Annotated in this window: 13 protein-coding genes, 3 pseudogenes and 1 CRISPR repeat array; of the genes and pseudogenes, 4 read left to right on the top strand and 12 right to left on the bottom strand. The window is 69.7% G+C overall.

Annotated features, from left to right (window positions below; genetic code table 11):
• Nucleotides 1–87: 87 nt before the first annotated feature.
• Both ABZ490_RS51040 and ABZ490_RS51035 read right to left on the bottom strand, forming a co-directional pair.
• Nucleotides 88–954, bottom strand: a complete 867-nt coding sequence (locus ABZ490_RS51040; protein ID WP_359007513.1) for a hypothetical protein — start codon at nucleotides 952–954, stop codon at nucleotides 88–90.
• A gap of 7 nt (nucleotides 955–961) precedes the next feature.
• On the bottom strand, nucleotides 962–2494 hold the full coding sequence (locus ABZ490_RS51035; protein ID WP_359007519.1) for a DUF4157 domain-containing protein: 1533 nt from the start codon (nucleotides 2492–2494) through the stop codon (nucleotides 962–964).
• Between the two features lie 312 nt (nucleotides 2495–2806).
• Here ABZ490_RS51035 and ABZ490_RS51030 point away from each other — a divergent pair.
• Nucleotides 2807–3136: pseudogene (locus ABZ490_RS51030) on the top strand (replication-relaxation family protein); the annotation flags it as partial.
• Nucleotides 3137–3351: 215 nt separating this feature from the next.
• Here the strand turns inward: ABZ490_RS51030 and ABZ490_RS51025 are convergent.
• Entirely contained in the window at nucleotides 3352–3588 is a 237-nt protein-coding gene (locus tag ABZ490_RS51025) for a hypothetical protein (protein ID WP_359007522.1), read from the bottom strand.
• Between the two features lie 303 nt (nucleotides 3589–3891).
• Here ABZ490_RS51025 and ABZ490_RS51020 point away from each other — a divergent pair, with 303 nt between their 5' ends.
• Nucleotides 3892–4083 carry a hypothetical protein gene (locus tag ABZ490_RS51020; protein WP_359007511.1) on the top strand — a complete coding sequence of 64 codons (192 nt, stop codon included), beginning with the start codon at nucleotides 3892–3894 and terminating at the stop codon, nucleotides 4081–4083.
• 161 nt (nucleotides 4084–4244) lie between these two features.
• Here the strand turns inward: ABZ490_RS51020 and ABZ490_RS51015 are convergent, their stop codons facing one another.
• From ABZ490_RS51015 to ABZ490_RS51000, 4 genes and pseudogenes are all read right to left on the bottom strand, one after another.
• The gene (locus ABZ490_RS51015) at nucleotides 4245–5627 is read right to left on the bottom strand and encodes a HAMP domain-containing sensor histidine kinase (protein ID WP_359007508.1); all 1383 of its coding nucleotides are present in this window, start codon (nucleotides 5625–5627) and stop codon (nucleotides 4245–4247) included.
• Nucleotides 5624–6310 carry a response regulator transcription factor gene (locus tag ABZ490_RS51010; protein WP_359007505.1) on the bottom strand — a complete coding sequence of 229 codons (687 nt, stop codon included), beginning with the start codon at nucleotides 6308–6310 and terminating at the stop codon, nucleotides 5624–5626. The genes ABZ490_RS51015 and ABZ490_RS51010 overlap by 4 nt, the downstream gene beginning before the upstream one ends.
• Before the next feature lie 242 nt (nucleotides 6311–6552).
• Nucleotides 6553–6732: pseudogene (locus ABZ490_RS51005) on the bottom strand (transposase); the annotation flags it as partial.
• A gap of 65 nt (nucleotides 6733–6797) precedes the next feature.
• The gene (locus ABZ490_RS51000; protein WP_359007502.1) at nucleotides 6798–7181 is read right to left on the bottom strand and encodes a hypothetical protein; all 384 of its coding nucleotides are present in this window, start codon (nucleotides 7179–7181) and stop codon (nucleotides 6798–6800) included.
• A 333-nt stretch (nucleotides 7182–7514) separates the two neighbouring features.
• Between ABZ490_RS51000 and ABZ490_RS50995 the strand changes: the two genes are divergently transcribed.
• Complete coding sequence (locus ABZ490_RS50995) at nucleotides 7515–9056, top strand: ISL3 family transposase (RefSeq protein WP_359007516.1); 1542 nt, start codon at nucleotides 7515–7517, stop codon at nucleotides 9054–9056.
• Nucleotides 9057–9123: 67 nt separating this feature from the next.
• On the opposite strand, the gene ABZ490_RS50990 is transcribed toward ABZ490_RS50995, so the two are convergent.
• The 4 genes and pseudogenes from ABZ490_RS50990 to ABZ490_RS50975 form a co-directional block, all read right to left on the bottom strand.
• Nucleotides 9124–10416 carry an IS256 family transposase gene (locus ABZ490_RS50990; RefSeq protein WP_359007499.1) on the bottom strand — a complete coding sequence of 431 codons (1293 nt, stop codon included), beginning with the start codon at nucleotides 10414–10416 and terminating at the stop codon, nucleotides 9124–9126.
• Nucleotides 10417–10565: 149 nt separating this feature from the next.
• Complete coding sequence (locus ABZ490_RS50985) at nucleotides 10566–11186, bottom strand: hypothetical protein (RefSeq protein WP_359007496.1); 621 nt, start codon at nucleotides 11184–11186, stop codon at nucleotides 10566–10568.
• 1416 nt (nucleotides 11187–12602) lie between these two features.
• The gene (locus tag ABZ490_RS50980) at nucleotides 12603–12770 is read right to left on the bottom strand and encodes a hypothetical protein (RefSeq protein ID WP_359007493.1); all 168 of its coding nucleotides are present in this window, start codon (nucleotides 12768–12770) and stop codon (nucleotides 12603–12605) included.
• Nucleotides 12767–13793, bottom strand: a pseudogene (locus ABZ490_RS50975) (helix-turn-helix domain-containing protein). Before ABZ490_RS50975 ends, ABZ490_RS50980 begins: the two are co-directional and overlap by 4 nt.
• A 154-nt stretch (nucleotides 13794–13947) precedes the next feature.
• Between ABZ490_RS50975 and ABZ490_RS50970 the strand changes: the two are divergent.
• Nucleotides 13948–14526, top strand: coding sequence for a cysteine hydrolase family protein (locus ABZ490_RS50970; RefSeq protein WP_359007490.1), 579 nt, complete (start codon nucleotides 13948–13950; stop codon nucleotides 14524–14526).
• Nucleotides 14527–14884: 358 nt separating this feature from the next.
• Nucleotides 14885–15278: direct repeats of the CRISPR family, unit length 30 nt; unit sequence GTGCTCCCCGCACGAGCGGGGATGGTCCCT.
• 572 nt (nucleotides 15279–15850) lie between these two features.
• Here ABZ490_RS50970 and ABZ490_RS50965 read toward each other — a convergent pair.
• Nucleotides 15851–16282 (bottom strand): hypothetical protein, encoded by a 432-nt coding sequence (locus ABZ490_RS50965; protein ID WP_359007488.1) that lies wholly within the window; start codon nucleotides 16280–16282, stop codon nucleotides 15851–15853.
• Nucleotides 16283–16945: the final 663 nt, after the last annotated feature.

The raw sequence follows: 16945 nt of genomic DNA, 5'->3' as shown, positions 1-16945 counted from the left end.
TCTCCGTCAGATCCAGTACCGCAGCAACCTCATCGACGGATGCCTCGCCGAAACCGGACTCACCTCGACGACATCACGGCGACAACGTCAGTAGCTGCGGGGCTGTTCGAGGGTGAGCTGGTAGTGCCGGGGGGCGGCAATGCCGTGCAGGTCCTCGGCGGTGAGGGAGCGGTCGCCGCCGCCCAGAAGCTGGAGGTGCCGCAGTTCGCGTACCGGGCGTAGCCCGAAGGAGGACTCCAGCTCCAGGTCGAGTCGGCCCTCGGTACGTGAGAACCACCAGCGACCGGTGACCCTGCCCTGCAGGCCTGCTCGTTGGTGGGTGCCTGTGAGGAGGCCGCCTTCGACTGAGTCGTGTGGTGAGGCTGCGTCCGCCGAGGGGGTGAGTTCCACCTTCAGCGACTCTCCGTGCTGGGCGTCGCTCTCGATCCTCCAGTGGCCGGACTCCAGGGCCCCGACCCTCTCCGCGCCTCGTGCGGGGTCGTCATCGGATTGCGGGTCGGTGGGCCGGGTGCCCAGGAGGCGGTGGACCGCGGCGCCTGCCTCCTGGGCGTCGCTGCCGGGTGGGAGCTGTTCTGCCTGGCCCTGCTCTGAGGGCGGGGCCGTCGTGTCGAGCGGCCAGACCAGGCACGGCTTGCCGAACGAGGCCGCGTAGCGGGACTGCTCCTGGACATGGGGGTCGTCGGCCGCGTCCCGGGACCACAGGAGGAGGAACAGGTCACAGGCGCCCAGTTCCTGAAGGACGGGCTCGGCCGGCAGGCCATTGCAGTCGTCGCGGGACTCGTCCAGGGCGGTCCGGGCGCCGTCGGCGCGCAGTCGGCCGTCCAGGGCGGCGGCCCGGTCGGCGTCCGCGGGCGCGTAGGCGAGGAAGACTCCCGGGGGCGCCGCCCGTCGGGGGCCGCCGCGCCCGTCGTCGTGTGCTGTGCCGCGCTTCTCGTCGCGCTCGTTGTCGGGCATGGGCACCTCAGGCCTCCGCGTCGTACGTGTCTGTCTCTTGGCTGTGGTACCAGGGGGCCTGCGGGTTGTAGGAGGCGAGGTAGTAGTCCGCCGTGCAGGTGAACGTCTCCGGGAACAGTTGATGCGCCCGCAGCCTCAGGATGTTCATGGCTGCGATCTCGTTGGCCAGTCCCGCCTGGTCCTGCTGGTTCGCCGGCTTGGCCATTTCCGCGTCCACGAGGTCTTGGGCCGCCTGGAGGTTGTCCTTCAGGAACTGGGGCCATTGTGTCGGATTGTTGCTATATGTGTAGTTCGGGGTGACCCTGTACCCGATCATCTTGGGCCATCTCAGGCCGGGGTTGTTCAGTGGTGCCGCCGGGTCCATGACGTGGGTGACGGTCGGGTGCGTCTGCGCGTACGGTGCCAGGGCTGCCTGGCTCGTCTGGGTCCCCTGGATGGTCTGCCCCGCGGCGGCCCAGCCGATCTTGCCGTCCCCGAGGTTGATCGGCTGGTTGGCGGCGATCCACTGCTCGTAGGCTGCGGCGAGCCCATGGGTGCCGTTCTGCATCGAAGTGCGGATGGGCCGTTCGACCTTGTTGAAGTGCTCCTGGGTGTTGGACCGGGCGGAGCCCATGAAGATGTTCCAGGCAGTGTTGTTGGCACCCGCGACGAAGTCGCCGTTGATCGCGTGCATCGCTGTGGCCACGTTCTGCTGGCCATGGGCGCGCACCAGGTTGACGTCGGCGATCTTCATGGTGGTGATGTCCGCCGGCTCGCCCGGCGCCGAGCCACCCCCGGTGTTGCTGAGCATCCTCTCCAGGAACAGCCAGTTGCCGAGGGTGCCGCCGTTCGCGTACACCAGGCCTGCGCCGTTCAGCAGGTCGGTCTGGATGCTGCCGAGAGCCGCGGTGGCCGGCGTCATGTTGGTGAACGGCTGGAAGACCACCGCCCGCTGCAGGACGGGGTCTACGGACTGCGGGCCCGCGCCATGGTTGTGCCCGTCCCCGTGGCTGTGCTCGCGACCTGGCGGGTGCGCCTGCCCCTCGGTCGGATCGTCCGCCGTCGCGGCGGGCCCGGGATCGGCCACCGCACTGCGCATGACCCGGACGGCGTTCGTTTCGGCCTCACGCTCGAACCGGTCGGAAGGGTCGGAAACCCGCAGACCTGAGCCGTTGTCGGTGCCCGCGACGGGTCCTTGGCGCTGCTGAAGGACATGGGTGAGCTCGTGGGCCAGCGTGTGCCGGTCAGCACCGCCCTCCCCGATGACGACGTGGCTGCCGGAGGTGTAGGCGCGAGCGCCGACCTCGGCGGCGGAAGCGCGAGCGGCACTGTCGTCATGGATGCGGACATCGGAGAATTCGGCGCCCATCCGGCCCTCCATCTCGGATCGCACCGCAGCGTCCAGCGGACGGCCAGGCGTGTCCAGGACGTTCTGCACCGTCGAACGCTGCACCGCAGGCAGATGCCCCGCCGCGTCCGCCCGCTCCCCAGGCTCTCCCGCGCCTGCCTGGCGGAGCATCTGGACCACAGCCCGGTTCCCCGCGGCGGCCTGCAGCGCCATCAGGCCCGACAGCGTTGTCCGGCCACCACCGCGGGATGAGCGGGCAGGCGTGCTGGCCCGTCCGGCGGCCTGGGTCCAGACGTCGTCTCGAGCATGCAAAAGGGGCCTCTTCCCACACAGAAACAGCGACCCTCCCTGCATAAGCGCCCTGCGGGCGCGGCACCAGAGGCCGAAGGGCAGACCCAGATGCCCGAATGATCATTTGGCCAGGTGGAGCGGCCGGATGGGCTGGGGCCGCTCGCGTCCTGGTCCACGGAGGTCGTGCCACGGTGGCAGCGGCTTCCGGCGCCAGGCACGCCCGCGCGGTGGCCGATGTCCTGGACGCGTTCCTCCAGACCCCGCCCGAGCCGACGCAGCCCGTCGCCGGCAAGCACCAGCCCGCTCCCGCCGCGCCGCCAGCCGACCCGTTGGTGCGGCCGGAGGGGCTCGGGCCGCTCACGGCCTGGTCCACGGAGGCAGTGCTGCCCACGGGCGGCGCGTTCCTGGCTCCGGCCCGTGGGCAGCCTGCGCGCAGACATGGTGTTCGCCGCGCCCGGCCACGCCGTGGTGCCGTTGCTGTTCGTGGAGGTCGACAGCGGGACCGAGGGCCCGACGATCGTGGCGGACAAGGCGGAGCGCTACCGCCAGTTCTTCGCCCGCCGCGTGTCCACCGGGACGGGCAAGGGGCGGGAAGTGGCGCTGTGGCGTGGCTGGCCATCGGCCGGGACGGCTGTCCGCCGGTGGCGCTGGTCTTCACGAGGAATGTCGGGCAGTTGGCCATGCAGGGAGGTCGGCGAACTCTGCCTCGAGTACTGGCGCGGTGAGTGGAACGGCGACGGCCGTGGACCGGACGGGGAGAAGCCGGACGGCTACCGCGACTACGACCGCAAGGTGCCGCTGCTGGCCACCACCTTTAAACTGCTCGCCGAGCACCGCCCCCACGGGTCGGTGTGGCGGAGGGCGGCGGCGATGTTGGTGTGGCCGTCCTGGCGGTGGACGCCGATGGCGAGGTTGCGCAGGCCGGCCATGATGCGCGGGAGGCGGCCGACATGGGTCTTGGAGTCGTCCTCGCGGAAGGTGCGGTCACGGATGTGGTGCAGGAGGATTTCGAACATTTCAGCAGACTGCGCCTACGGGTAGTGGACAGGCAGGAAAGCAGCCGGTGTTGGGGCGTGAGGGCCTGCTCCGGATGGTGGCTGCGGTCACGTGGCTGAGGTCGAGTGTGGGGGCGGGAGGTGCGTCTTCGTGGCAGGCGGCCCCAGAGGGGCATCCCGGGCCGGCAGCGGGTGTGGGAGCCGATGCCGCAGACGCGCCGCAGGGCGGCGGTCCACTGGCTGGCGGTGATGCTCCGCCGGGGGCCGGCAGGCCCACGAAGCGCCCGGAGCGGCGGGACCGGCAGCAGGGGCGGACGGTGAGCCATGAGCGCGGTGATGCCGTGGGAGCACTCCGGCAGCAAGATCTCGGTTCGGCACCGTGAACGCCTCGCGGTCGTCTACGTCCGGCAGTCGACACGCCAGCAGGTCATCGGGCACCAGGAGTCCACGCTGCTGCAGTACGCGCTGGTGGACCGAGCCGTGGGGCTGGGCTGGGAGGCGCGTGAGTGTTGTTGATCGATGACGATCGGGGCGAGTCCGCTGCCAGCGCGGTGGATCGGTCCGGGTTCCAGCGTTTGGTCACGGAGATCTCTCTGGGCCCCGGTGGGGGTCGCCGACGGAGTCCTCGACATGTTCCTTGTGGAGGCACGCTTGCTGAGCTGACGGACCTTGCCCGGTCAGGACCAGCGCATGGTGTCGCCGGTTCGTGTCTTCGTGGGGAGTCGGAGGGTGAAGTGGGCGCCGCCGGTGCTTGGGGTCAGGGTGACAGTGCCGCCGTGCGTGAGGGCGATGCGTTCGGCGATGGCCAGACCGAGGCCGGTGCCGCCGGTGTCACGGGCGCGGGCGTCGTCCAGGCGGGTGAAGCGCTCGAAGATCCGTCGGCCCTCCTCCCGCGGAATGCCGGGCCCGTCGTCCCGGACGTCGAGGACGGCTTGGTCGAGGGCGTCGTCGTGACCCAAGCCGACGGTTATCGTGCCGGTGGCGTGGCGTTCGGCGTTGTCGAGGAGGTTGCCCAGCACGCGGGCGAGCAGGGCGTGGTGGCCCCGCACGGTGATGGGCCCGGGCATCGAACACACCTCGAGGACGACGCCCTGGGGCGGGTGCCGGCGCGCGGTCTCCTCTCGTACGAGGTCGGTCAGGTCGACGGTCCGCCGGGACACCTGGTCGTCTTGTGGGGAGTCGAGCCGGGCCAGCAGCAGCAGGTTCTCGGTCAGGTCCTGCAGGCGGACGGTGTCCCGGTGGGCGTCACGGACGGCCCGCGGCCAGTCGGCGGCGGGGGCGTTCAGGGCGAGTTCGAGTTCGGTCCGTAGACAGGCGAGTGGTGTGCGCAGTTCGTGGGAGGCGTCCGCGGTGAACTGACGCTGCTGGTCGACGGCCTTCTGCAGGCGGTCGAGCGTGGCGTTCATGGTGACGGCCAGGCGGGCGATTTCGGTGCCGGTGCGGGGGACGGGGACCCGCCGGTCGAGGTGGTGTGCGCTCAGGTCGGCGAAATCGGCGCGGATGGCCTCGACCGGACGCAGCGCCCGCCCCGCGGCGAGCCACGTCGCGCCCGATACCAACAGCGTGATGCCCGCGACGCCGCCGATGAGAAGCCGGACGACGGTGTTCAGGCGGGCCTGTTCCACATCGAGGGACTGCGTGACGGCGACGGATTCCGGCGGAGTCGCGTTCGTACGGGAGATGACGGCCCGGATCGGTATGGGCCCGCGAACCGGGTTGGTCCAGGGAAGCAGCGACAGCTTCCCCACGCTGGGTCCCGCTTGCCGGGTGGGCCGGCACAGGCTGATGTACTTGTCGTCGATGAGTTGCACCCGTTGGAAGGACCGGGTGCAGTCGGGCAGGTCCTTGGTGGCGTTCACCCGCGACTGAACGTCCGTCAGCACGAGGTTCACCTTGCGGCCTGCGCTTTCCATCAGGGAGGAACGCACCATGAGCGCCACGGGGACCGAGGCCGCGGTCAGAGGGACCAGGGTGATGACCGTGGCCAGGAGTGCCATCCGCATCCGAATGGTGGCCGGTCGCAGACGGCGCACCAGGGCCCGGGCTCGGCGCCATGTCATGACAGGCTCCCTTCCGCCGCGTCGAGCCGGTAGCCGGCCCCGCGAACCGTACGGATGCTGTGCCGCCCAAACGGTGTGTCGATCTTGCGTCGGAGCGCGCTGACATAGACCTCGACGAGGTTGACGTCACCGTCGAAGCGGTCGTCCCAGACGTGTTCGAGCACCTCGCACTTGGAGATTGTCTGGCCGCTGCGGCGAGCCAGATACTCCAGGACTGCGAACTCGCGTGCGGTCAGTACCACTTCGGTCGTGCCGCGTCGGCAGCGCCGGGCGGCCGGGTCGATCTCCAGATCCCCGATCCGCATCATCGCGGGCCGTTCGGGTCGGCCCCGGCGGGTCAGCGCGCGCAGGCGGGCGGCCAGCGCGATGAAGGAGAACGGCTTGGTCACGTAGTCGTCGGCACCGATGTCAAGGCCCTCGGCCTGGTCGTACTCGCCGTCCATGGCCGTGAGCATCAGCACCGGCACCCATGTCCCCTCCCGCCGGAGCCGCTCACACACTCCGTAGCCGTTCAGGTGGGGCAGCATCACATCGAGTACCAGCGCGTCGTAGTCGTTCTCGCGTGCCATCCTCAGGCCCTGCCGCCCGTCGTGGGCGACGTCGACCGCGTAGCCCTCGCCCACGAGCCCGCGGTGCAGAAGATCCGCCAGCCGCCGGTCGTCCTCAACCACCAGTATCCGCATGACCCCAGCATGACGGCACGGCCCTGTGGGGACCCTGAAAGCCCTTCAGGCGGCGTCAGGATCCTCACAGGGCCGTGCCGTCACTGTTCTTCCCACGACCTCGAACGCAGGGGAGACCGGGGCAGCGGGCTCGGCCACGGGGGGCCTCTGCGCTCGTGCTCGCACTCACCGATCGATCGCGCAGCGGCACGGACAGCACGGCCACCCAGACGCCAGCCCGCTGCCAGCGGCGGAAGCCCTTAGATCGTCTGCCACGGCCCGGACTCCACCGGCAGATCCCGCCACGGAGCACCGGTTTGCACCCGTCAGCGGATCCCGTCGATCAGCCTCCGCCGACCCGCTGACGGCCTGCCGACCTGCACAACGGGCAACAACGGTTCCAGCACCGCCCACTGCTCATCAGAGAGATCGCCATGCCCCACACCGCGATCATCACGGCATGAGGCATGGCTACAGGCCCGGTTCTACAACACGGCCTAGCGGCGGGTCAGCAGGCGTCGATGCGGTCGACGTAGGGCTGCAGAGGGCCGGTGATGGAGTTGGAGCGGAACTTGTAGTCCTGCTGGCCCCTTGTCAGCTGGATGCAGCCGCTGTCGTACCCGTAGACCATGATGACCTTGACTCGCACGCCGGTACTGCAGCCGTTGTCGAGGTAGACGTTGGTGTAGTAGCCCGTGGCCGCGTTGCCGTGCTTGTACTGGCTGAACGAGACGCAGTTGGGCGCCGGGGCCAGCGGAGTCACCTTCGAGGACGCCTGGGCAAGGCTGTTGCCGGTCTGCGCCGGCGCGGCGGCGGCGGTGCCGTTGAACGCCAGGACGGCAGCAGGGACGGCGAGGATTCCCGCGAGTGCGGGCAAGAACTTGGTTCGCATGGATGACCTTCCAGACTCTCGGGGACATGTGCGTGGTCAGGGCTACAAGAACGAGAGCAGTGATGGCCGGTGGTGATGTAAGCAGGAATGAGGCCGGACAGGCGGCTGTTGCGCAGCTCTGATCGACCATCACGTCCTGCTCCAGCTCGGCCGTGCTTGTCTTTGGCCCACGGACCGTTGCCGGAATCTCCCCCGGTTGAAGCCGATCCCGTCGGGGGCCCGCAGGACGGAACGATGGCAGGGCGGTGCTGAAGGGACCCTGAAGAGGGTCTGTCAAATGAACGGCCCTGTCTCGCTTTCGGTGGTGACGGAGCGTTGTGATGGGTCGTTGACATTCATGTGAAGGATGTCAACGAGCTCGTGCAGACTGTCTTTTCGGGCCTGTCCCCGCTGGTCATCGAGGATGTAGTCGACGAAGGTGAGCGGATCGTGGTGCGGGCACGGACTCCGCGAGACATTGCGGTCTGCCCGGTGTGCGGGACCCCGTCGGAGCGCGTGCACGGCTATCACTGGCGGACAGTCGCGGACGTGCCGGTCGATGAACGACGGGTGGTGGTCCGTGTGCGGGTGCGGCGTCTGGTGTGTCCCACCCGCGGCTGTCGCCACACCTTCCGCGAACAGGTGCCCGGTGTCCTGGACCGATACCAGCGGCGTACGACCCGCCTGACCAGGCAAGTCAAGGCTGTGGTCAAGGAGTTAGCGGGCCGGGCCGGGGCACGTCTGCTCGCGATATTGGCGGTGAGCCTGTCGCGTCACACGGCCCTGCGCGCCCTGCTGCGGATCCCGTTGCCCCCTGGGCGGATGCCCCGTGTGATCGGCGTCGACGATTTCGCACTGCGCCGGCGGCACCGCTACGCCACCGTGATCATCGACGCCGAGACTCATGAGCGGATCGACGTGCTGCCCGGCCGTACGGCCGACACTCTGGAGGCGTGGCTGCGCGAGCATCCAGGCGTCGAGATCGTATGCCGTGACGGCTCGGCCACCTACGCTGAGGCCATCCGTCGTGCCCTGCCTGACGCGGTGCAGGTCGCGGATCGGTGGCATGTGTGGCACAACCTGTGTGAAGCCGTCCTGAGTGAGGTCAAGGCGCACAGCACCTGTTGGGCCACCGTGCTGGACGCACCCATCTACGACGGGCCCCGCGCCCAGACCACTCTGGAACGCTGGCACCAGGTCCACGGCCTGCTCGACCAGGGCGTCGGCCTGCTCGAATGCGCCCGCCGCCTCCAACTGGCCCTGAACACCGTCAAACGCTACGCCCGCGCCGACCGGCCCGAGCGCATGCTCCGCGTCCCCAAGTACCGCGCCGGCCTCGTCGACCCCTACCGCGAACACCTGCGCAAACGCCGCGCCGAGGACCCCGGCGTCCCCGTCAAGCACCTCTTCGAAGAGATCAAAGCACTCGGCTTCACGGGTTGCCTGAACCTCCTGCACAAGTACATCCACCAGGGTCGCGCTGACGCCGACCGCAGCCACATCTCCCCGCGCAGGTTCGCCCGGATGCTGCTGACCAGGCCCGACAACCTCAAGGCCGAGCAACACCAGCTCCTCGCCAAGCTCACCACCGCCTGCCCCGAGATGACCCAACTGGCAACCGGCATCAGGGACTTCGCCCCGCTCCTTACGCCGCACGCCGACAACGCCGACGCGCTCACAGGCTGGATCGCCCAAGTCCGAGCAGCGGACCTGCCCCAGCTGCATACCTTCACCCGGGGCCTGGACCGGGACATCGATGCCGTGATCGCCGGGCTCACGCTTCCGCACAGCAACGGCCCCACCGAAGGCGTCAACACCAAGACCAAACGGATCGCACGCCAGATGCACGGACGAGCAGGCTTCACCCTGCTTCGCCACCGCATCCTCCTCGGATAGCAGCACGCTCCGTCACCACCGAAGGCGAGACAGGGCCAAATGAACGGTGTAACCAGGGTGGTTGGGGTTACTGACGCGCCGCCGACAGGCGGCCGTCGAAGGTGATGTCGAAGGCGTTCAGCGCGGTCTTCCAGCGCATGGTCCAGCGCGCCTGGCCCTTGCCGGTGGGGTCAAGCGACATGATCGCCATGTAGACGCACTTCAGTGCGGCCTGCTCGTTCGGGAAGTGGCCGCGGGACTTGACCGCCCTGCGGATCCGCGCGTTCACCGACTCGATCGCGTTCGTCATGCAGACGATGCGGCGGATCTCGGTGTCGAACCGCAGGAACGGGGTGAACTCCTCCCAGGCGTTCTCCCACAGTTTCACGATCGCCGGATACTTCCGGCCCCAGGCGTCGGCGAACTCGGCGAACCGCTCCAGGGCGGCCTCCTCGGTCGGCGCTGTGTAGACGGGTTTGAGGAGCTTGGCGATCTTGTCCCAGTCCTGGCGGGCGGCGTAACGGAAGGAGTTCCGCAGCAGGTGGACCACGCAGGTCTGCACGATCGTCTTCGGCCAGACGGTCTCCACCGCCTCGGGCAGGCCCTTGAGCCCGTCGCAGACGAGCATCAGGACGTCGTTCACGCCGCGGTTCTTGATCTCGGTGAGGATGTGCAGCCAGTGCTTGGCGCCCTCGCCGCCGTCCCCGGCCCACAGACCCAGGATCTCCCGCCGGCCCTCGGCCGTGACGGCCAGCGCCACGTAGACGGGCCGGTTGGCGACGGCACCGTCACGGATCTTCACGTGGATGGCGTCGATGAAGATCACCGGATAGACGGCGTCCAGTGGCCGGCTCTGCCATTCGGCCATGCCCTCGAGGACCTTGTCGGTGATGGTGGAGATGGTCTGCCGGGACACCTCGGCGCCATGGACCTCCGCCAGGTGGGCCTGCACTTCGCCCGTCGTCAGACCCTTCGCCGCCAGCGAGATCACCATCTCGTCAACGCCGGTCAGGCGCTTCTGCCGCTTTTTGACGATCTTCGGCTCGAAGGTGCCGTCCCGGTCGCGGGGCACGGCTATCTCCACCGGCCCCACGTCGGTCAGCACGGTCTTGCCGCGTTTGCCGTTGCGGGAGTTGCTGCCGTTCTTGCCGACCGGATCGTGCTTGTCATAGCCGAGGTGGTCGGTGATCTCGCCCTCGAGAGCGGACTCCAGCAGCCGCTTGGTCAGCTGCTGCAGTAGGCCGCCCTCGCCGGTCAGCTGCAGGCCCTCGGCTTGGGCGCGGCCCACCAGCTCGTCGATCAACTGGTCGTCCACGGCCTTCACCGGCACAGCCTCCGTCGACTCAACCGCCTCGTGCTCAGCCACGTTCTCACTGGTCATCGATGCATCTTCCATGATCGGGAGTTACACCGAACGATTTACAGTCCCGCCGGCGGGCGTGATCACAGGAGTGCGCGGCGGTCCGGCCTGCATGACGCTCAGCTGCTGCAGTCACGGGGGTGGTGGCCGGTTGTGAGGGCCGGGGGGTGTCAGGCGGACGGCTGGTGTGTGTGTTCGCCTGCTGGGGGCGTGGTTGTGTCGGGGGTGGTGTAGTAGACGGAGGTGCCTTGCTTGGTGCGTTGGGCCTGGTTCTTGGCGACGAGGCTTTCGAGTGTGGTGCGGATCACGGTGGTCTTGACCGTGCGGTCGGGGTGCAGCTGTCCGAGCGCGGTGGTGATCTCGGCAGCCGAGCGGGGCTCTTCCAGGCCTGCCAGGTGCTCGCGTACCAGGTCCACCAGCTTGGGCGTGGCAGGCCGGGGGGCCGGTGCCGTTGTAGCGGTGGTCGTCTTGCCGGTGCGGTTCTTCGCGGGGGCGGTCTTCTTGGCCTTGGTCTGCTTGGCCGCGGCGGGCGCTGCGGCGGCCTTCTTGCGGGGGGAGGGCACTGCCGCGGCCGGCTCGGCCGGTGCAGCGGGTGCCGCCGGGGCACCGAGGGCCTGGCGGAGGTTCACCAGGACGGTGTGGTCGTGCTGCACGGCGGCGAGCTGTTCCTGGAGCGCTTCGATCTCACTGCTGAGGCGTTCCTGCTCCTTGAGGTTGCGTTCCAGGTCGCCTGTGACCTGGGCGCTGTACTGGGAGGTCAACTCGGTGACGGGGGTGGTGGTTTCGGACATGATGATCTCACCCTTCCTGTGTGCTGCGGCCGATGGGCGGCGCACTCACGGCGTACGCGAAGTCGAAGGTTCATGCTGTCCCGCCTGCTGCCGCGGTGCAGCGGCAGTTACTGGCGCACATGTCTGTCGTAGCGATAGTACGGAAGAGGGCCGCGTTGTTCTCTGTGATGTGGCTGAGAGCTGGTCTGCGCGTCCTGGCAGGGGGAGCGGATCAGGGCGCAGGCCTGTACGCGGGAAGAGGGGCGGAGCGGCGGGAGCGGTGCAGGCGTCCGGCTCACCTTGTCCGTGTCCGGTTGGTGGTGTCGGGTTGCCGGAGTACGGCTCGCCGCCGGCCGGTCGGACAGTTCTCCGGTCTGCCGGCGCGCGTGTCCGCGCGGACGGGCGTTGGCGGCCATGTCGGTGGGAGAGGCGGGCGCGTCGGTGTGAGCGGCCGGTAGCAGAGCTGTCGGAGGTTGTGCAGGGGCTGCTGTCGGAGGCATGGGCGGGGGAGTGGGGTGCGGGGCCCGGTGGGCGGCCCGCCGGCGAGCTCTGCGGCGCGGCCTGGCCTCTGATCCGGGATGGCCTCGTCCGGCAGCCGGACGTGCAGGGACGCCCGGGTGGCGGGCAGGTCGGGTCAGCCGTCCCGGGCCGGCTCCTGCCACGGTCGAACAGTTCTCCCGTCTGTCAACGCGACTTCGGCGCGCCTGCGCGGGCGCGGGCCCGTGCAGCGGGTCGACCGGTAACCGGGCACAGCCGTCGGTGCCGGTGCGCAGGGCGTATGGCAGAGCGAGCAGCCGGGAGGCCGGGGGAGGGGGGATGCTGCCGGGCGTGGAGGCGGGGAAGGTGGGCGTCTCCCGCACCCGCCGCTCCTCGTCGTGGAACTGCCGCCGCGCCGGGGGAGAGAAGCGACAGGGCGCCACCGCCGGGAGGTCGCGCCGGAGGAAGGATTGCGGACGAGGGGGCTGCCGCTGGGGTGTGTGCGACGGGGCCGAGACCGTCCCCCCGGTGGCGACGGCTGTGAGCCGGCGGTCGGTCTGCACGGCGTAGACCGACACGGCCCGCATCGGCGGCTGGTCACCGGGACGGCTACCCGGCGCCGCGGCCGTCCCTGCCCGTGCACAGCGCCAGGCGCCAGGCGCCAGGCGCCGGTCGTAGGACGGCGGCCGGAAGCGGGGATGGGCGCGCTGCTGGGTGTCGGTGGGGCCGACGGGGCGGGAGTGGACCTCGGCGTGGCCGACGGCCTCGAGGCGGCGCACGGTCCGCCCTGTCTGCGCCACGGCACCACGCATGACGTGCCGGCGTGCCGGCCTGCTGGTTCGGCGTGGACCGCTCCACCGTATGAGCCAGGACCCGGTTCACCTGAACGTCCCCGCGGCCGTGGAGTTCATCGAGGAGCTCCGCCCGGCGGCCGGCAGCGCTCACCTCTGAGAAGGGCGGTCAGGGCTGCCGCGCCCGAACCGCCCGCGGGAGCAGCAGGGCGGATGCGGGGGTGGTGGGCGTCTCCGGGCGGGCCCGGCACCGGATCGTCGGTTCGGTGGCCGTGCGGCCGGTGACGGTGGGTTTGGTGGCCGAGCGGCGCTCCGGCCCGCAGGGACCTGCGCTCACGCCCCTTCCGGCGTTCTCCGTGCCGGTGTGGCGCGGAACCTTGCCCGGTACTCGCCCGGCGTCGCGGCGAGGCGGCGGCGGAACGCCCTGATGAGGGTGTCGACGGTGCCGAATCCGCAGGCGGAGGCGATGCGTTCCAGGGCGTCGTCGGTGGTCTCCAGCAGGGTTCGGGCTCTTTCGACCCGGGCCGATTCGATGTAGGCGTGGGGTGTCGTGCCGAGTTCGGTCTTGAAGATCCGGGTGAGCTGCCGGTCACTCACATGCGCGTACGCGGCCAGGTCCGGCACGGTGAGGCGCTGGTCGAGGTTGGTCAGGATGTGGTGCCGGAGGTCCTCGGTGCGGCGCGTCGTGGACACCTGCTCCAGCGGTACGCTGAACTGGGACTGTCCGCCGGGCCGTTTCAGGTACATCACGAGCTCGCGGGCGACACTCAGCGCGACCGGCTCGCCGAAGTCCTGCGCGACCAGCGCGAGGGACAGGTCCAGGCAGGCACTGATTCCCGCCCCGGTCCAGATCTCGCCCTCCTCGCGGATGAAGATCGGATCCGGATCAGACCCGCACCGCCGGATAGTCGGCGGCCAGCTGCTGCGCGGTCGACCAGTGCGTCGTGGCGCGCTTGCCGTCCAGGAGCCCCGCCGCGGCGAGGATGTGCGCACCGACGCACACCGATGCCACGCGCCGGGTGCGAGGAGCCAACGCCTTCACCCGGGCCACCGTGCCGGGCTCGACGAGGGGCCGCACGAGCGGCTCGCCGCCGGCCTCGACGGACTCCACGGAGCCGGGCACCAGCAGGGTGTCGATCGCCCGTGCGCCGATGTCGTGGAACGTGGCGTCAGGGAGGATCCGCACGCCGGCCGCCGTGGTCACCGGATCCAGGGTCTCGGCGGCCAGGACGACCTCGTAGCTGGCTCCGTCCGCGGTCTCGTGCCGGACGAGGGAGAACACCTCCGGCGGGCCGGTGACGTCGAGGAGGTCGACGCCTTCGAACAGCACGATCACGATCAGCCGATTCACGGTCCCCACCCTGCGCCCCCCGCTTTCCGCCCGGCTGCGGGCGTCGCTTTCTGCAAGGAGTACGTCATTGCCGACACTCCGGTTCGCCCCCTAGCGTCACACATGTGTTCAACAGGTCGTTGAACAGCCGTTCAAGCCCCCGGAAGAACCCAGGAGAAGACCCGTGGCAAGCAAGACGCTGCGCGCACTCGACAACGCCGACCACACCCCCGCCGCCCTCGCGTCCTCGACGCTCATCCTCGTCGACTACCAGAACACCTACACCCGCGGGGTGATGGAGCTCGACGGCTGGAAGCCCGCCCTGGACGCTGCATCGGACCTGCTCGCCCGTGCCCGCGCGGCCGGAGCCGCCATCGTCCACGTCCAGCACGACGACGGTGAGGGTTCGCCCTACGACATCCGCACGGAGACCGGCCGCATCCACCCCGGTGTGGCGCCCGTCGAGGGGGAGCCCGTGGTCGTCAAGCACGCCCCCGACGCCTTCCACGGAACCGACCTCGGCCGGCTTGTGGACGAGGCCGGGAACGAGACTGTCATCGTCGCCGGCTTCATGACCCACATGTGCGTCGCCTACACGACGGCGTCCGCGGCCCTGCGCGGCAACAAGCCCACCGTCCCGGCCGACACCTGCGCCACCCGGTCCATCGTGGACGTGTCCGCGGACGAACTGCACCGCAGTGCGCTGGCGGCCATCGCCGACGCGTACGGCGTGGTCGTCGCCTCCCAAAAGCAGCTGGCCTGACGAACCGGCAGCGGGCTGCGGCGGGGCTTCACGACCGGCCGTGAGAGGGAATGAGGCTCTTCCGTCTTCCGCCACGCATCGTTGCCGACATCCAGGACCTCCTCGAACCCGACGAGGGCATACTCCGGGCACCGGCTGCTCCCCACGCCCGCGGGGATGTTCCCGAGCCGGGCCTGTGCGGCATCGAGTTGACGATCTGCGCCCCGCGCTCACAGGGATCTGAATGCGGTCCCCGGGCTGCGGTGATGGGCCTTCCTGGCAGGGGCAAGGTCCTGGCGGCGGTATGGGTGCTTTGCCCGACTCGGTGAAAGTGCTGAGAAATCGGCGTCCGTCGCGCGAACATTCCAGGTGAAGAAGCGTGCTCCCCGCACGAGCGGGGATGGTCCCTGCCCGCCCCTGCGCGTGTACGAGACCGACCGGTGCTCCCCGCACGAGCGGGGATGGTCCCTGGCCGGTCACCTTCGAGACGTAGATGGGCGAGTGCTCCCCGCACGAGCGGGGATGGTCCCTCGGCGTGCGCCTTCGCGGCCGCGTCGAGGTAGTGCTCCCCGCGCGAGCGGGGATGGTCGCGGCTGGTCGTCGCGCGATGGGCGGCGGCCAAGTGCTCCCCGCGCCCGCGGAGATGTTCCCGACATCCATGACAACTCCAACCTGAGTAAGGACTGCTCCTCGCGCCTGCGGGGATGTTCCCGACGGATCGGCGACGTGCTGCAGATGGTCGGTCTGCTTCCCGCGTCTGCGGGGCTGTTCCGAAGTCAGTCGCGCGTTCGGCTACTCGATCCTTCTGCTCGCCTCGAACTGCTCCATGGCCTCGCGGAGCAGTTCGGCCTGCGCACTTGCCGCTGACTGCCTGGTCCCCGTCGAGGGGTGTGCCGTGAACCGGCGTCCGTTCTGCGTTGTGTGCCTCGTGCCGGCGGCTCTGCTGCTCGGTGTGGTCCGCTGCAGGCCGCTGTGCGGTGCGGCCCGGGGGCCTGAGCTCATCGCTGTCGGTATCGCCTTGGAGGCATTGGGGACGGCCTGGGGTGTTGTCCCCGGGGGCGGGGCGGGTTGCTGCGGTTGGAGGTTTCGGTGTGTGGGATGGGTTCGCGGGTCACCTCGTGTGTGTGGGTGTCGGTGAGGGCGGTGTCGGGCGGATGCGTGTCGTTGCGGGTTTCCTTGTTCGGTGGGGCAGTGGTTTTGCGGCGGCCTGGTGTTCGGGGGCTCGGGTGCTCGGGGGCTCGGCAGGGGGTGTTCTCGGTGGAGGATGCGGGTTGATCCCGGCTGGGAGTGTGTTGCGTGCCCAGGTGGTGGTGTGGTGTCGTTGCGTGTTCTGTGCCGGTGTGGTTCAGGGGTGTGGCCTGGTGCGTTGGTGGTTGAGGGTGTGGTGGCGGCGTTGGAAGTCGGGGGTGTGGTGGGTGATGTAGGCGCTGGTGAGGGGTTTGTTGTATTGCGCGGTGATGTTGCGGGTGGCGCATTCCTTTGCGATGGCGTCCGGGTCGGGGTGGTCGTCGTATGTGCGGTGCTGGGCCCAGATGGTGTAGACGCGCCAGGGCAGGAAGTAGCGGCGCAGTGTGGCGGGGCTGACGGGCTGGCCGCTGCGGCCGTGGATGCCGTGGTCGGTGAGATGGACGGAGAGTTGCTGGCCGGTGGGCGGGTGGCCGTGCTCGGCTTGGTACGCGGTCCAGGCCAGGTAGTAGCGGTCGACGGTGGTGAGGGCCGGCTGCTGTGCTGCCGTTTGCGGCGGTACTGGGGGTGGGGTGCTGGCGGTGGTGTGCATCGGGTTGGTGTGCTTGTGCCTGACGGCTGTGCCGAAGGGCGCGGTGTCTGGGGTGTTGTGGGGGTGTTCGTGCTGGCGGTGTTCGTTCAGGGGGTGGGGTGTCTGGGGCCGGGGCCGGGCTTGTTCTGCGTGTGAGGGGTGGTGGTGTGTGGGGGAGGCGGCGAGGGTGCCGTGGGGCCGGAGCGCCCGCTGGGCGGGGGTATCTTCCGAAGCTGGGTCTTCGGTGGGGAGGGCTTGGGGCGGGTGCTGGGAGTGCGTGTCGCTCCTGTGGGGATTGCTGTGCGGAGCGCGGAACCGGGGAGCTCGCGGGCTGGTGGCTGGCTCGGACGGGAGCCGTGGGGTGATTTCCTGGTGGGTTGGGGCGATCGGCTCGATGTCGGCCTTGTCCGGGTCTGCCGTGACGGGCGGTTGCTCGGGTTCCATGTCCGCGGCCTGCGGGTGTGCGTTCTGCGTTTGTGATGCGGGAGGCTCGCTGCCGAGCGCTTCTTCGAGGGCTTTGTCCTGTAACCGGACCGGGGCTGTGACCGGTGCGGACGTGAACTGGACTGGTGCTTGTATGCCGGCGGCGGCGGCGAGTGCGGCGGGGGCGGTTTCGGTGAGGGGGATGCCGTAGCGGGCCAGGCGCAGGGGTATCAGGGACTCCACCGGGGCCTTGCGGCGCCA

It is taken from the genome of Streptomyces sp. NPDC005811, assembly GCF_040630405.1.
Classification (GTDB): domain Bacteria; phylum Actinomycetota; class Actinomycetes; order Streptomycetales; family Streptomycetaceae; genus Streptomyces.
This window is presented reverse-complemented; position numbering and strand designations above follow the sequence as displayed.

Excerpts from the sequence above, each read along its gene's own strand:
- ABZ490_RS51040 (WP_359007513.1), bottom strand. The coding sequence starts at position 954 with ATGCCCGACAACGAGCGCGACGAGAAGCGCGGCACAGCACACGACGAC.
- ABZ490_RS51035 (WP_359007519.1), bottom strand. The coding sequence starts at position 2,494 with ATGGCGCTGCAGGCCGCCGCGGGGAACCGGGCTGTGGTCCAGATGCTC.
- ABZ490_RS51025 (WP_359007522.1), bottom strand. The coding sequence starts at position 3,588 with ATGTTCGAAATCCTCCTGCACCACATCCGTGACCGCACCTTCCGCGAG.
- ABZ490_RS51020 (WP_359007511.1), top strand. The coding sequence starts at position 3,892 with ATGAGCGCGGTGATGCCGTGGGAGCACTCCGGCAGCAAGATCTCGGTT.
- ABZ490_RS51015 (WP_359007508.1), bottom strand. The coding sequence starts at position 5,627 with ATGACATGGCGCCGAGCCCGGGCCCTGGTGCGCCGTCTGCGACCGGCC.
- ABZ490_RS51010 (WP_359007505.1), bottom strand. The coding sequence starts at position 6,310 with ATGCGGATACTGGTGGTTGAGGACGACCGGCGGCTGGCGGATCTTCTG.
- ABZ490_RS51000 (WP_359007502.1), bottom strand. The coding sequence starts at position 7,181 with ATGCGAACCAAGTTCTTGCCCGCACTCGCGGGAATCCTCGCCGTCCCT.
- ABZ490_RS50990 (WP_359007499.1), bottom strand. The coding sequence starts at position 10,416 with ATGACCAGTGAGAACGTGGCTGAGCACGAGGCGGTTGAGTCGACGGAG.
- ABZ490_RS50985 (WP_359007496.1), bottom strand. The coding sequence starts at position 11,186 with ATGTCCGAAACCACCACCCCCGTCACCGAGTTGACCTCCCAGTACAGC.
- ABZ490_RS50965 (WP_359007488.1), bottom strand. The coding sequence starts at position 16,282 with ATGCACACCACCGCCAGCACCCCACCCCCAGTACCGCCGCAAACGGCA.